General features: G+C 37.9%; 7 protein-coding genes. 4 read left to right on the top strand and 3 right to left on the bottom strand.

The features are described 5' to 3' along the window. Positions 1-33 precede the first annotated feature (33 nt). Positions 34-4,692 (bottom strand): translocation/assembly module TamB domain-containing protein, encoded by a 4,659-nt coding sequence (locus ACFINR_RS01980; RefSeq protein WP_375652389.1) that lies wholly within the window; start codon positions 4,690-4,692, stop codon positions 34-36. Next, positions 4,692-6,656: an autotransporter assembly complex family protein gene (locus ACFINR_RS01975; RefSeq protein ID WP_375652388.1), complete on the bottom strand. Its 1,965-nt coding sequence runs from the start codon at positions 6,654-6,656 to the stop codon at positions 4,692-4,694. The genes ACFINR_RS01980 and ACFINR_RS01975 overlap by 1 nt, the downstream gene beginning before the upstream one ends. A gap of 408 nt (positions 6,657-7,064) precedes the next feature. Between ACFINR_RS01975 and ACFINR_RS01970 the strand changes: the two genes are divergently transcribed. Then, entirely contained in the window at positions 7,065-8,597 is a 1,533-nt protein-coding gene (locus ACFINR_RS01970; RefSeq protein WP_375652387.1) for a YifB family Mg chelatase-like AAA ATPase, read from the top strand. An 11-nt stretch (positions 8,598-8,608) separates the two neighbouring features. Here the strand turns inward: ACFINR_RS01970 and ACFINR_RS01965 are convergent, their stop codons facing one another. Continuing rightward, complete coding sequence (locus tag ACFINR_RS01965) at positions 8,609-9,514, bottom strand: transporter substrate-binding domain-containing protein (RefSeq protein ID WP_375612797.1); 906 nt, start codon at positions 9,512-9,514, stop codon at positions 8,609-8,611. A gap of 1,228 nt (positions 9,515-10,742) precedes the next feature. Between ACFINR_RS01965 and gyrB the strand changes: the two genes are divergently transcribed. The 3 genes from gyrB to ubiB all read left to right on the top strand — a co-directional run bounded on the left by gyrB (position 10,743) and on the right by ubiB (position 15,665). Next, positions 10,743-13,175 carry a DNA topoisomerase (ATP-hydrolyzing) subunit B gene (gene gyrB, locus ACFINR_RS01960; protein ID WP_375652386.1) on the top strand — a complete coding sequence of 811 codons (2,433 nt, stop codon included), beginning with the start codon at positions 10,743-10,745 and terminating at the stop codon, positions 13,173-13,175. A gap of 118 nt (positions 13,176-13,293) precedes the next feature. Further along, positions 13,294-14,076 carry a bifunctional demethylmenaquinone methyltransferase/2-methoxy-6-polyprenyl-1,4-benzoquinol methylase UbiE gene (gene ubiE / locus ACFINR_RS01955; protein ID WP_375612796.1) on the top strand — a complete coding sequence of 261 codons (783 nt, stop codon included), beginning with the start codon at positions 13,294-13,296 and terminating at the stop codon, positions 14,074-14,076. A gap of 2 nt (positions 14,077-14,078) precedes the next feature. Further along, on the top strand, positions 14,079-15,665 hold the full coding sequence (gene ubiB, locus ACFINR_RS01950) for a 2-polyprenylphenol 6-hydroxylase (RefSeq protein WP_375652385.1): 1,587 nt from the start codon (positions 14,079-14,081) through the stop codon (positions 15,663-15,665). Positions 15,666-15,682: the final 17 nt, after the last annotated feature.

Below are 15,682 nucleotides of genomic sequence, written 5' to 3'. Positions count from 1 at the left end.
AAACGAAGAAATTGTTTTTTTAAAATTCAATCTTTAATAATCTCTTTCATAAAAGAGACCTATACTAGAATTTTGTTCATTTCCTATGGCACCTTTAGCTTTGAGATGACGCGAAATATCTAAATTAATTGTCCCTTTCGTCGTTCCATCAGACCCTGCTTCAAAACCCAAATAAATATTATTGTGTATGTAGCGTCCAATACGTAAGCCTGTATTCCCCTTCTCATTAACGATAACATCAAGATCATCAAGTCCAATTTTAGTTCGTAAAGTATTCAACAAAGATGTATTAGAACTACCTGCAAGATCAGCCGCTGCTGCTGCAAGTTGAGCAATCTGAAATGGTGATAATTCATTAAGAGAGCGATTAAAAATCAAACGCGCCAAAATCTCATCCTGAGGCAAATTTGGTTGTGATGAAAAATTAATATCAAGATTATCAACCGTCCCACTTACAGTTACAGTGACACGAATATCACCACTGTTATTGTTGGTTACAAAATAAACCGTAGGATTAAGATTACCACTAAAACTCGCTTGTCCTTGATCAAAATTAAGACGTTGTGACAGGATATCAAAACGTCCACGAATCATTCTAAATTCACCAACTGGATGCACATCATTCAATGGACCTGCTAGATTAATGCGTCCTCCCAGTTCAGCATCTAAGCCTTTTCCGCGTACAAAAAATTGATTGCGTGCTGTAATACGCATGTTTGATAGCACGACAGATGAAGATTCTTGTGTAACTATACGGCTTTTGCTTTTGTTCGTGTTCTTAACATCAGCACGTTCAAGTGTTGTTTGAATCGATTTAGTTAAATTCTTATTTCTAACATCAAGAAACTTGGCACTTTTAAAATGATCAGGAACAAAAACTTCAGCTTTTTCAACGATGATATCACCACCAAGAACAAGACTATTTAAAAAATGACCTGTCATTGTCATCTCACCTGATAATGTTGCCAGAATCATAGAACCATCATTATAATTGGCATTATCAAGATGAAATATCAAATCTGTCTCTAGACCATTAGAGATACGACCTGAAGCAGAAATTCCTCCCCCCTCAAACGAAGAAGCTGAAGCTTTTTCTATAAGGATATGATCACCTTTCAATTTGCCTTCAATTGTTATATTATTTAATCCTACATTTGTTTGTGAATCAAAAAAGCTACCGTCGCCTATAGAAATATTTCCTATCAATTGTGGCTTTGATAATGACCCATTAAGAGCTGTATCAATTCTTGCTGTACCCGTTATATGTGCACCACGCTTAGCTAATAAGAGATTAACAAAATCAAGAGGCATTATCCCTTTAACGTTTAATTTTGCCTCTGAACCATTAAGAGATACAGGCCCATGGATGGAAAGATCTAATCCTTTATCTCCAGTAGCTATCATATTTTCAATATGAAATGTCGATTTTTTATAAGAACCACGAGCATTTATATTGATTGACATCGGTCCTTTATGCGTCATAGCGGTTAAATTTTGACTAGAAAGCTCAAAATGAGCAGATGGATCCTTCATTGTTCCACCAATATCAACTTTACCTATCACTGTCCCATCAAGCGCTTGTCCTGCAATAAAACCATTCGCCAAACGTGCAGATAAATTTTGCAAATTAATATGAAGATCAAGCGCATTTTTCTCTAGAGATACACGCCCCTGAGCTTGTGCTTGTACTCCTTCTCCTGTTAAATTTGCATTCAAAGTAAGATTTTGATCTACAGTATTTCCCGTAGCAGAAAGAGAAAAAGGCATAATTTTTTTATCTTGAAAAGCAACGGTTGTCAGTCCCTCACCTTTTATATCGTAAGTTATATCAGGTTTTTTTAAATGACCACGAATCATAACCTGCCCTGTTACACTCCCTGCTGCTCCAAGATCGGATTTCCACAGATTGACTAAAGCAGCAGGAAGCGCATTCATTGTAAGTTGTAAATTCAGGGTATCTTGAATATTTCCTGCTAAAATGATGTTGCCTCCATTTATTGCAATTCCTAATTCATTGATTGTCATTCCATCTTTATCAAAAGAAATTATAGATGGCTTCGGCAATGTTGCATGAAAAGTATGTTGTTTTAAGTCCACAGCTTCGATTTGCACTTCTCGTTTTATACTTTCTGGAAGTTCCTCAACCATTAAACGACCAGAAAGCCTTGCATTGAGAGTATCATGCAACATCGCCTGGACAGTAAAAACCGTTTGTCCATTATTCCTATCAGCGTGAGCATTTAAACGATTGACCATTACCAAAGGTGTTTGAATATGTTCTGCATTGATAACTCCTTCAAACTGAGTCATGCCAAAAGGATCGAATATGTCAGCATCTATTGCCAATTTTTTTATTTTATTCTTGGAAAAATTCAAATGGTTAACATGCGCCTTCACATTGGTTTTTTGTCTGCCATTTTGTTCATCAAAAATAAAATCTCCTTTTACTTTTCCACTACCATCCTGCAAAAATAACGCTGAAAGTACGGAAATATCATCGGCATCAATATGCAGCGCTCCTTTCAAAAAACCGCCAAGTTGTTGAGAAAGATCACCCGTTATTTTTGCACTTCCCCCTCTAATATCGATATTTTCAAGTTTTCGAATTTTATGAGAATCTTCAAAAGAGGCCGATAAATGCAAAGTTTTTTTAGCAAAAACCCCTTCACCTTTTACCGCCCCCGTTAAAGAAGTAACTGGTGCTGTATTATCTACAAATGCATCTATATTAAGTGTTGTGTTTTGAAGTTTCTTCCCTACAATTAATGCTTCATCAATATGGGCACGTGTATTTAGTTTTATATGGCTATTGCGCCCTCTCGCCGTACTTTGAATTGTAAGCGCACCGCTTATCTTTGGATCTAATTTGGACAAATCAGATATTTGAGCAGATAGATCCATTTTAGCGCTTTCATCTGAAAAATAACCATTAGCCTCTATGTTTGTATATTGATTTTTCAAATTAAAATGACGTAAAGTGAAGCCCATTGTATTTCGAGCAGCGCCACCTGAAAGAGTAGTATTTCCTTTGAATAAACGATCAAAAGACTGCATGCCTATTTTTATATCGTCAGCCATTCCTGATAATTGGAGATCAAAAATACCACTCAATAAACTGATCGTTCCTTTGGCTTTAATATCTGCACTACCAGAAAGTGATTGTTTACTGAACACTTCCAAAGGAGTTAATGTTTGAGCTTTTAAACCGAGATCGCCTTTAAAAACAAAATTCTCCATTGTCCCTTTTAACCAAGAAGAAAAACCCTGAGCCGTAACACTCAGATCATGAATCAAAATTGGTTTGTTCGAAACAATATCCGTATCTAAATGCACATGAACCGCTTGGCTTAAATTTTCTACTAACGCTCCCTTAATCTTTTTAACCCCTTGAAGCGTCCCTTTAACCTGAACACCAACATGACGAGAAGCTGCATTATCAAGATTTTCGCTTACTCCTCCCATATCAAAAATTGCATCGCGAATATAAATATTTTTATTGCTTAAATGATTTACAACCAACCGCCCATTCCAAGATTGTTGACCTTCGCGACCATAGTCAATGTTCAAAGCAAGAGTATTCGCAGGTTTTGGCACTTCTGATATAGGTAAATGAATAGACTCCTTTTCGTTATCAAGAGCCATTTTGCCATCAACAAAAAGCCGTCGCAAGAATCCATCGGCGGTTATTTCAGCATTGGCTATAACATTCATTGCTTTGTTCTGAATAACCATCTGATCAAGGTGTGTCACACCTTCTTTTGTTCTTCTTGCCTTTGCTTTTAATGTTATATCAGATTCGAAGAGACTACGATATTGAACAGGTATTAAAGGGCTCAGTGTTCCCTCTAATTTCGTAGAAAAACTCTGTCCTTCTGGAACACTTGCAAGAATAACATTACCATCTAAAATAGAATGATGATCGGACTCTAAAGAAAGTTTGATAACCAAATCATCAAAAGTACCATCACCTTTCACGACGAGACTTAATGCTGGACGTTGTTCAATGTTAAAAATATTCGCCAAAATACCATTTTGTGGTTCGTTAGCAGAAATATCAATTTGAGCTGTACGATTACTATCAGATATCTTGGTGAGAACAGAAAAAGAACCCGGTGCATCTAAACGATGCGCCGCTATATCGACATCAAAATTACCACCAGCCAAGGTGAAATTGCCTTTTAAGGACATATCAGCAGAAAAACCAAAAAGATTCTGTTCAAATGTCACATGTTGAGCTGTAAGCGTATTGATAGAAAGAGCAAGCGGCAATTTTGGTAAAGAGAATTTACCAGTCTCAAGGGAAGAAACAAAAGAAGAATTGCCTTGCGGTTTGCGTAAAAATGTAACCTGTTCTGCCGAAAGCTGGTTAATATCCATCCGCCCTCTCAGCAACGCTAGACGATTCCAATCCATTTTAGCATTGGTAATTTTAAGCCAAACTCCTTTTTTATCACTGACAGTAATAGTATCAATTGATGTTTGAGAAGACAGTGTCCCTTGCATATTGTGTAAACGAACTTGACGATTAGGCGCTGAAAGCTTTCGTTCAATTAAAGAAACAAACCATGAGCGATCATCTGTTTTCATTTCGCTAGAGGGAAGAATGTCTCCTCTTTGCGCAAAAACAAAACCACCCACCCCAAAAAACAAAAATACAAAGAAGAAAGCTGATAAACGTACACCTTTTTTCATTAAAATGCTTGCCCTATACCCACATAAAAACCAATGCGAGGGTCACCCTTCTCTCTCTTTAAAGGAAAGGCTAAATCAACGCGTAAAGGACCAAGACCCGTCATATAACGACCTCCTATACCGGCTCCCCATTTAATTTTTTGAGAAAAATCAAAATTCGCCTTTTTCCCTACTAAACCTCCATCAAGAAAACTGACAAACCCTATTTTATCATTTACAGAAACACGCAATTCTGCTGACCCCTCAATAAGCGCCCGTCCACCAACAACCCCATCATTTTCTGTTTTGATACCAATATTACGGTAAGCATAACCACGAACAGAGCCCCCACCACCAGCAAAAAAAAGCGTATTTGCGGGTACTTGTGCTGTATCATTCCCAAGAATTGTACCAAGCTTTGCCCGCGCAGCAACAACAAAACGATCCCCTTCATCCAACGCCCAATAAGAACGACCTTCTGCTGTTACTTTTGCAACAAAGTTGCTAAAACGCATCTCATAAAAAGGCTCAATGAAAACTTCACCATATAAACCTTTTGTTGCATTAAACTTATTATTACGACTATCGTAAATCAAGCCGCTAGGGAAACCGATTGTTGTAAAATTACGGCTCCCAAAATAGATATCACGTGAATAACCATTTGAAACTTCTACAGCAGCCTGTCCCGATAGATTACCATTAAAAATATGCGTAATACCTAATTTTCCTTTGATGGCTTTTGTCGTATAATTTTCTAAAACATCTTGTTGTATTTTTAATTCTGATCTGAAATCTGTATCTGGCGTGAGTACACCGGGCTTTACAAATGTACCACCGAAAAGATAATCAAAATTTTTAAAATTATATGATTGCTTTTTATTGCTACCAACACCACTTATTTTTGTTTCAATTTTAAGAGTCTCTGCATGACCCAAAAGATTATTATGCATCCAATAAGTCTCAAAACCAGCACCGTCTAAAGTTGAATAGCTACCGCCTACACCAAAACGACGCGGTTTACGTTCTTGTACAACAAGTGCAAGCGGTAAACTACCATCTAGATTAATAGTATCAGCCTCACGTATATTGATAGCACGAAAAACACCAAGGCGCGCAAGACGTTCATTTGCCTTAGCTAACGCATCAGAATCGTATATCTGCCCTGGTTTCAATCCGGTCATCCACGCGATATAAGCTGAATCTACACGTGGTTTCTTACTTATATTACGCACACTTAAAGGACCATAATAAGCCTTTTGTCCAGGACCAACAACAATCCGTCCTTCAACACGCAATGTAGCATGATCAGCCACGACTTCACTCTTCATAATTTTAGCTTTAGCATAACCTTGTTGCCGCCATCCTTCTATCGCCCATTTTTCTGCTTTCAAAATGGTTTCAGATTTAGCAATAGCCCCAACTTTATAGCCCAATTCTTCAATTGTGGGCATTTTATGCGCTTTACGTTTTTCAAACGGAGCTACTTTATCAATATTGGCAATACTAAAAACATATTGTGGACCAGCATTAATTGTAATAACGATATTCGATTGTGCTGGAAGTTGAGTTACCGGACTTAAATCAGCGACTTCTAAGCCATTAATTTTAATGCTAATAACACCACCATAGCGTCCATCAGCATAAAGAGCAGAAAGAATTGCTCGATAATCTGAACGCGCCTTGGCGAGCAAACCAGAAGAACTGGCGGATGCTTTCTCTTTATCAGCAACAAGAGAAGAAACAGATTTAACTATTTTTATACCTTCTAATGGTGCACCTGGCGGTGCAACAACATCAACTTTATAAAATTTCTCTGTACTTTTGGCATAATGTGAAGAAGAATTTGTTTTCTTTTGACCAAAAAGAGGGATGCCGAAAAAATCAAATGCAGCAAGTGGCTGTGGAAAAGAAAAAGTAAAACACAAGCCTATAAATACACAGCGCACAGTCCCTGATTTTAACAAAATTCTTGTCTGGTATACCATAAAATCAGATACCTTATAATACACTTTGCATCTACTACGCTTTAAATAATATAAAAATAAGAAAGGTAAATATAATTACTTTGCACATTTTACACGTTTTATCACATCAAATAACACTCTGCGATACATAACGTTATCCTCCCCTTATATTTTCATAAAATTTTGCACTGTTGTATAACACGAACAGCCTCATTCTTTTTTTCTTAACATATTTATTTAGCTTATTATAAATGTTTTATTGCGTCCCATATCATCATGGTTAAATTTGTACAAATGACTTTCCATGGGAATGCTAAAAAACTGCCCACGTATATAGTTCTCTCTATAAAAAAAGCTATAGAGATGCTTCTTGATTTTTATAAATAGATATGATTGTCTCTACCAAGTCTAAAGGGGGAAAATAAATAAATGATCGCACGTATTACAACTGTTGCTTTTCGCGGTCTAGAGGCAGTCCCTGTCGATGTACAGGTTATGATTTCGTCTGGTAAAATAGGAATGGCTATTGTTGGATTAGCTGATAAAGCAGTTGCAGAAAGCCGTGAACGTGTACAAGCAGCCCTCCACGCTTGTGGACTTTCTATGCCTACTAAACGAATTACGATTAATCTTGCACCAGCTGATTTGCCTAAAGAGGGATCGCATTATGATTTGCCAATCGCCGTAGGCTTAATGCTTGCTATGGGAATCCTCCCTCCCGAAGTAGCTCAAGACTATATCATTTTAGGAGAATTATCACTGGATGGTTCACTTACCGCTGTTAATGGTGTTTTACCAGCTGCCATGACAGCTTTATCACTCGATAAAGGACTGATTTGTCCCTTCCAATGTGGACCTGAAGCAGCATGGGCAAATGCAGAAATAAATATTCTTGCTCCAGAGACTCTGCTCACTATAGTCAACCATTTCAAAGGAACCCAAATTCAAAAACGTCCACAACCGCGCCAATATACTATCGAAACTGAACTTCCAGATCTTTGCGAAATCAAAGGACAAAAAACAGCCAAACGTGCCTTAGAAGTTTGTGCTGCTGGACGCCATAACCTTTTGTTTGTAGGTCCCCCTGGTGCTGGAAAATCTATGCTAGCGCAACGCTTACCTTCCATTTTGCCACCTCTTGATAGCCGTGAGCTTTTAGATGTCTCTCTGATTGCTTCTATTACAGGAGAAACGGTTCATAATACCATTTCACTTCATTGCCCCTTTCGTTCCCCACATCATTCTGCTTCCATGGCCGCAATGATTGGTGGAGGGCTTAAAGGACGACCGGGAGAGGTCTCCCTTGCTCATAATGGTGTGTTATTCCTTGATGAATTGCCTGAATTTTCTCCACGGGTTCTTGATTCTCTTCGTCAACCTTTAGAAAGTGGGGAGTCAGTTATCGCCCGCGCTAATCACCATATTAGCTATCCTGCTCGCTTCCAACTTATTGCCGCAATGAATCCTTGCCGTTGTGGTATGGCAGGCGAAAAAGACCATGTTTGCCCTAAAGGGATACGCTGTCAAATCGATTATCAGTCCCGTATTTCTGGTCCTCTGCTTGACCGAATTGATTTACGGATTGATGTCCCTGCTTTGACGGCTATGGACCTTATGCAACCAGAACAATCAGAAAAAAGCTGCGACGTTGCCAAACGCGTCGCACGGTGCCGTACCATTCAAGCTAAACGTTTTTCAACAATGGGGTTTGATCATATTCGTACCAATGGCGATTGCCCTGCCAAAATTATAGAACAGATTGCCATTCCTGATAAAAGTGCGACCATACTCTTACGAGATGTGAGTGAAAAAATGCACCTCTCCGCACGCGCTTATCATCGCATTCTCAAAGTTGCACGCACAATTGCTGATCTTGACGGATCAGATACTCTTTCACGCTATCATCTCGCAGAAGCTATTTCCTATCGACTAGGCGCAGAAAGATTAACAGCCCTTAATTAAAAAACTACTCATCAATAAAAACTTATTGGAAAATAACGCAAATAAAGTTCTGTAAGTTTACCATCCTCTTCTAGAGATTTCAGCGCATAATTGAGTACATCAACCAATTTTTCATTCTTTTTTGCAACAGCAAGCTGCATTCCTTGCCCCAATAACTGTGGCGCCATATATGCCCCCCCAACAAAATGGCAGCAATCAACAGATTTTTGTTTTTTGAACCATAATGATAAAGCAAATCCATCATCAAAAATAAGGTCAATTTTACGCTCTTGTAATGCTTTATAGAGCTCTTCTCTCTTTTTAAACCTTTGCCATTTGGCTTTAGGAAAATAATATTGAAAGAGTTTTTCGTGAACACTTTTAGACAAAACACCACTGGTTAAATGTATCAATTGATCGCTTATTGGCTCATCGAGATTTAAACGTCGAGAAGCAACAAATCGCGCTGGAAAGCGCAAATATGACTTTGTAAAAACAAGATCTTGCTGGGTTTTACTTGTTTCTTTTAAACCCGCAATAATGACTTCTGCACCACCATTTTTAACATGTTCTACAAGCTCTTTCCAAGGAATCACTTCTATTTCACAAAGCTTCTCTAATTTTAATTTTGAGCAAATAGCGCGCAATAAATCGATATTATAACCTGCAAGATACCCCGATTGATCAATAAAATTAAAAGGAGGAAAATCAAAAGTTGTTACAAAACGCAAACGAAAGATATCCGTTGTATCAGGTTGTACCAAATGTTCATGCGAATCAAAAAAAGAAGGCAACCTTTCAGCTTCTGCGTAAGAGGAAAATAGAACCCCCCCCGCTACAAATAAAATACGAATAAAAATATTGTATGGATTATTGAATAAAAAGTACTGTAAACGCAATTGAAGATGTTTCACATATATAGATTTTTTTATTTTCAAAATCTCTCCCCCATTTTTCAAAACTAAGATGCAACACTTCTTAACTATTATCTAACGCACTTCACCAAAATATCTGGCGTTTAATAAATAAAATTCTTGCTATTTTTGAAACCATTGAAAATGCTTAGATTTCTGATGTTAATTTTCCAAAATGAATATATAAAAAGTAATTTTAGAGAAAAGCGATTTAATTTTTTAATATAAGAAATAAGCTGTATATACTTTATTGCGTATCTTAAAATATTAAGACCATTTCCTTGCGTATCACAACCTGGGAAGTATATAGATATATTGAAGAAAAGAGTAAAAATACCCCTCAAATGCCGAGGGTTTTCTCAACATTAAGGTTGCATCAACATTTAAGAGCTGAAAAATAAAATGATGATTCTGATTTGCACTTTATTGTCACGATGGGAAAGATGGGGGACATAAATCTTGTAGTATTCACAGGGTATTTTGCGTTATACTATTCAAACATCGTTGTAAAATGAGTTTGGGAACATTGAGAGATGCTCCTTAAAAAAGCGCGTGAATAAACAGTACAATGGCGTTTTGTTTTGAATGAGCGATGCAACCTCACGAGAATGCAAGAAACAAAAGCGTAAGATAATTCGTCATTACCCTCATTATTCAAAAACATCACCGTAGACGTTTTTTTAAATTGTAAAGTTGAATATAAAAGATGATCGTGGAAACGTGTTTTTACATTTACGCATTTATATTTTCCTCAAATGAAGCTTTTTTCACATTTTAAAGATGACACAAACCAATATACACAATATTTTCGCCTCAATCTAACATACAAAAGTTTGAACTGCTTAGAGAGCTCGCAACCTTTGTTTTAAATATATGGTAGAATTAGGATTGAAAAATTGATTTATGGATAAAACAAGTGAGACCTTTATTAGTGTAACACAAAAATGCATAACTAATTCTGAAACATTACGCATATGCAAAAATAAACAAAGTAAATAGCATCGTTTATGAAACAGCTTTTTGTATAAGTCATAAGTGTTTATTCGCCTTATATCACCGCCCTAGTGTTTTACAGCATAACAGTACACTATCATTTTATCATTCTCTCCATTATATATCGACAGATATTGAATCTAGATCTGATATACGGTAAATATTTAATGTGGTTATTCCATAAATAACTGATCAGAACATTGAGCTTTAAAGAAAGCGGATAAAATATTGTAAATTGAACACAGGAATGGACTAACTTATGAGTGATGAAATAACCTCACCAGCACAAAGCAATAACTATGATGCCGCTTCTATCAAAGTTCTCAAAGGTCTTGATGCTGTACGCAAACGTCCTGGTATGTATATCGGTGACACTGATGATGGATCGGGGTTACACCATATGGTCTATGAAGTTGTAGACAATGCTATCGATGAAGCTTTAGCCGGTCATGCAACTCTTGTAAACGTCACACTCCATGCTGATGGTTCTTGTTCTGTTCGTGATAATGGACGTGGAATTCCGACAGATATCCATCCAACAGAAGGTATTTCTGCCGCTGAAGTTATTATGACACAGCTTCATGCCGGTGGAAAGTTTGATCAAAACTCTTATAAAGTTTCAGGCGGATTACACGGTGTTGGCGTCTCTGTTGTGAATGCATTATCCGTTTGGCTTAAATTGCAAATCAAACGCAATGGTAAAATTCATGAAATATCATTTACCCACGGGGTAGCTGATGCTCCATTAAAAGTTGTTGGCGATTGCGATCAAGAAAGTGGAACAGAAATTAGATTTTTACCAAGCTCTGAAACCTTTACTATGGTTGAGTTTGATTTTGAAACTTTAGAGCGTCGTTTACGGGAATTAGCTTTTCTAAATTCTGGGGTTTATATTCTTCTTGTTGACGAGCGTCATGCTGATATTAAATCCGTTGAATTGCATTATGAAGGTGGATTAATAGAGTTTGTGAAATATATTGATCAATCAAAAAAAGCTCTGCTTGATACTCCTATTTATATTGCAAGTGAAAAGGATGGTATGAGCGTTGATGTTGCCCTGTGGTGGAATGATTCCTATCATGAGAAGGTCTTGTGTTTTACCAATAATATCCCTCAGCGTGACGGTGGAACGCATTTGATAGGTTTCAGAAGTGCCCTTACACGCCAAATTAATGGCTATGCTGAATCTTCAGGTATTGCTAAAAAAGAAAAAGTGAACTTAACCGGTGATGACTGCCGTGAAGGATTAACAGCTATTCTTTCTGTCAAAGTTCCTGATCCAAAATTTTCTTCACAAACAAAGGATAAGTTAGTCTCTTCTGAAGTGCGCCCTATTGTTGAAAGTTTGGTCAATGAAGGTCTTTCAATATGGCTGGAAGAACATCCTCATGAAGCAAAACTTCTCATTAGTAAAGTGGTAGAAGCTGCAACAGCACGTGAAGCAGCACGCAAAGCACGTGAACTCACAAGACGAAAAGGGGCACTTGATATCACTTCTCTACCAGGAAAGCTTGCCGATTGCCAAGAACGAGATCCCGCAAAATCAGAAATCTTTATTGTCGAGGGGGATTCGGCTGGCGGTTCAGCAAAAAGTGGGCGCTCACGTCAAAATCAAGCAATTTTACCCCTTCGTGGTAAAATCCTCAATGTTGAACGAGCACGTTTCGACCGCATGCTCTCATCTGATATGATTGGAACACTTATTACAGCTCTTGGAACGTCTATCGGTAAGGATGAATTTTCACCAGATAAATTACGTTATCATAAGATTATTATCATGACGGATGCGGACGTTGATGGAGCCCATATTCGTACTCTGCTGCTCACTTTCTTTTTTAGACAAATGCCCGAGTTGATTGAACGTGGACATCTTTATATTGCTCAGCCTCCTCTTTATAAAGTATCGCGTGGAAAATCTTCCCAATATATTAAAAATGAAGCAGCGTTTGAAGAATTCTTGATCGATACTGGATTAGAAGAAACAACGCTTGAGCTTTCAACGGGAGAAGTTCGTGCAGGGGCTGATTTGTATCAACTCGCTAAAGATGCTCGTATATTACGTCAACTTTTAAATGGTCTTCATACCCGTTATGACCGTAATATTGTTGAACAAGCAGCAATTGCTGGCGCTTTTAATCTTGAAGTCTTTGCAACACAAGAAAAAGCGCAAAAAATAGCAGATACTACAGCACACCGCCTTAATCTGATTGCTGATGATATGGAACAAGGTTGGAGTGGACGATATACAGAAGATGGAAGTTTATGTTTTGAGCGTATTTTGCGTGGTGTTAAAGATGTTGTTACGCTTGATGTGGGACTTATAAATTCAACTGACGCACGCCAAATTGATCGCATTTCTCAAAATTTTATCGACATATATCATCCTCCTGTTCTTTTACGTCGCAAAGATAAAACAGAGCGTATTTTTGGTCCTATGAGCCTTTTAGAGAGCATTTTTACAAACGGTAAAAAAGGTGTTACTCTTCAACGTTATAAAGGTCTTGGGGAAATGAATGCTGAACAACTTTGGGAAACAACGCTTGATCCCAATGCACGTTCTCTTTTACAAGTAAAAATTAATGATGCAACCGATGCAGATTCACTCTTTTCTCGTCTCATGGGTGATGAAGTTGAACCTAGACGTATTTTTATTCAAGACAATGCCTTAAGCGTTGCCAATCTTGATATCTAAAGGTACTCTTCTGTTTTTGGCTGTGTAAACGTCGTAGTTTTATACGTTGTTTTTTCGTAGTTGAACATTCCCTCTCTATTTCATTTACGATAAAAGAAAAATAAGGAAGATCATATACATGGCAATTGAAACAGAACGTGTAGGAACCAAGGGTGGCATGGAGCACTCTTTTGGTTTTACAATAGTAGATGAAACACAAAAACAATCCATGGTGGATGGTGTGTTTCATTCTGTTGCTGAAAATTATGACAAGATGAATGATATCTTATCCTTAGGGCTACACCGTGTGTGGAAAAATTCCATGATTGCTTGGCTTTCCCCACCAGCACTTTCTCATTGGAAAGTTCTTGATGTCGCTGGCGGTACAGGTGATATTGCTTTTCGTATTCTTAATGCTTCACGCCAAAAAGCCCATGCTACAGTGCTTGATATTAATGGCTCAATGCTCAGCGTTGGCAAAAAACGCGCACAAAAAAATGGTCTTGCCCCTCTGATTGATTTTGTTGAAGCCAATGCAGAAAATCTACCTTTTGAAGATCAAAGCTTTGACGCTTACACGATTGCTTTTGGAATTCGCAATGTTCCTCATATTGATCAAGCTCTTAGAGAAGCTTTTCGTGTTTTAAAGCTCGGTGGACGTTTCTTATGTTTAGAATTTTCAAATGTCGAGATGCCTTGGCTCGATAAAATTTATGATCTTTGGTCTTTCCATGCTATCCCTAAGCTGGGTCAATTTATCGCAAATGATGGCGATGCTTATCGTTATTTGGTTGAATCTATCCGCAAATTTCCTAAGCAAGATGATTTTTCCCATATGATCAAGCATGCGGGGTTTTCGCGGGTATCGTACCGCAATCTCACCGGTGCGATTGCAGCGCTGCATTCAGGTTGGAAAATTTAAAAATGGTGCAAATTTCCCCTTACTTTCAATTGATGCGTGCAGGATGGGTTTTAACACGTGAAGGTGTTTTAAGTGCTCTTCCTCATGATGATCTTCAAGGATTTCCAGCGCTATGTCATCGTATAGCGAGTGCATTAGCACGACGCAAAACAAAAAAGAAACAGCGATCTGAAAATATTTCATATGCCATTAATAAGCTTGGACCCTCTTACATAAAACTTGGTCAATTTCTTGCCACAAGACCTGATATTGTTGGGCGTGATATTGCGGAAGATTTGTCACAGCTACAAGATCGTGTCCAAACATTTTCTTGCACTGCCGCTATTGCTCAAATTGAAAGTTCTCTTGGTCGCTCTATTGATGATTTATTCGTAAATTTTTATCCCCCCATTGCCGCCGCTTCTATTGCTCAAGTTCATCCAGCTGAATACAGTGATAAAACTGGCCATAAGAAAAAATGTGCTGTAAAAGTTATTCGTCCCAATATCAGAGCACGTTTTTCTAAAGATCTTAGAGGATTCTATCTCATTGCTCATTTACAAGAGCGCTATATCCCTGCCTCTCGAAGGCTTCGTCCTGTTTGTGTGGTGGATACTTTAGCACAAACAACACGACTTGAAATGGATTTACGCTTAGAAGCAGCAGCTATATCTGAAATGGCTGAAAATATTCAACATGATACAGGCTTTCGGGTTCCACGTATTGACTGGGAACGGACAGGACGTAATGTCCTTACAATGGAATGGATTGATGGTATAAGAATATCCGAAACTTCCAAACTCAAAGAAGCAGGATTTGATTTGAAGGCGCTTGCTATTACGCTTATTCAATCTTTTCTTCGTCATACACTGCGTGATGGTTTTTTTCACGCCGATATGCATCCTGGTAATTTATTTGTAGATGAAAAAGGATGTATTGTTGCTGTTGATCTAGGCATTACAGGAAGGCTTGGCAAAAAAGAAAAGCATTTCCTTGCTGAAATTCTTTACGGCTTTATTACCCGCGATTACCATCGAGTTGCACGTGCCCATTTTGAGGCAGGCTATGTTCCTTCACACCATAATATCGAAAGCTTTGCGCAAGCCAACCGCGCTATTGGCGAACCAATTCACGGACAATCAGCACAAAGCATTTCCATGGCTAAATTGCTCACTTTATTGTTTGAAGTCACTGAATTATTTGACATGCAAACGCGACCTGAACTTTTATTGCTGCAAAAAACGATGGTTGTCGTGGAAGGTGTTGCCCGCACATTAGACCCCACTTTTAATATGTGGAAAGCTTCTGAACCCATTGTCAAAGAATGGATTAGTAAAAATTTAGGACCCGTAGGCGTTGTAAAAGACTTTAGTGAAGGAGCACAAGCTCTCCTTTCGCTGGCACGCAAAACACCACAATTGGTTCAAAATTTCCAACAAATAGAAGAAGATTTCAATCAAATGAGAAAAACAGGTTTTAATCTTTCTCCTGCTACCCTCAAACAACTTGCTGTAGAACAAAGTCACAGAAACCGTTATGGTCGTTATAGTCTTTTCATCATTGCACTTTGTTGCGCTTGTCTTACTTTTTACTTTTTTCACCTTTTCTAATCTCCTTAATATGCTAA

This window comes from Bartonella sp. AP19HLJMH (assembly GCF_042196245.1).
Lineage (GTDB): Bacteria > Pseudomonadota > Alphaproteobacteria > Rhizobiales > Rhizobiaceae > Bartonella.
The sequence above is the reverse complement of the archived record's forward strand: the minus strand, read 5'-3'. Positions and strand labels throughout refer to the sequence as shown.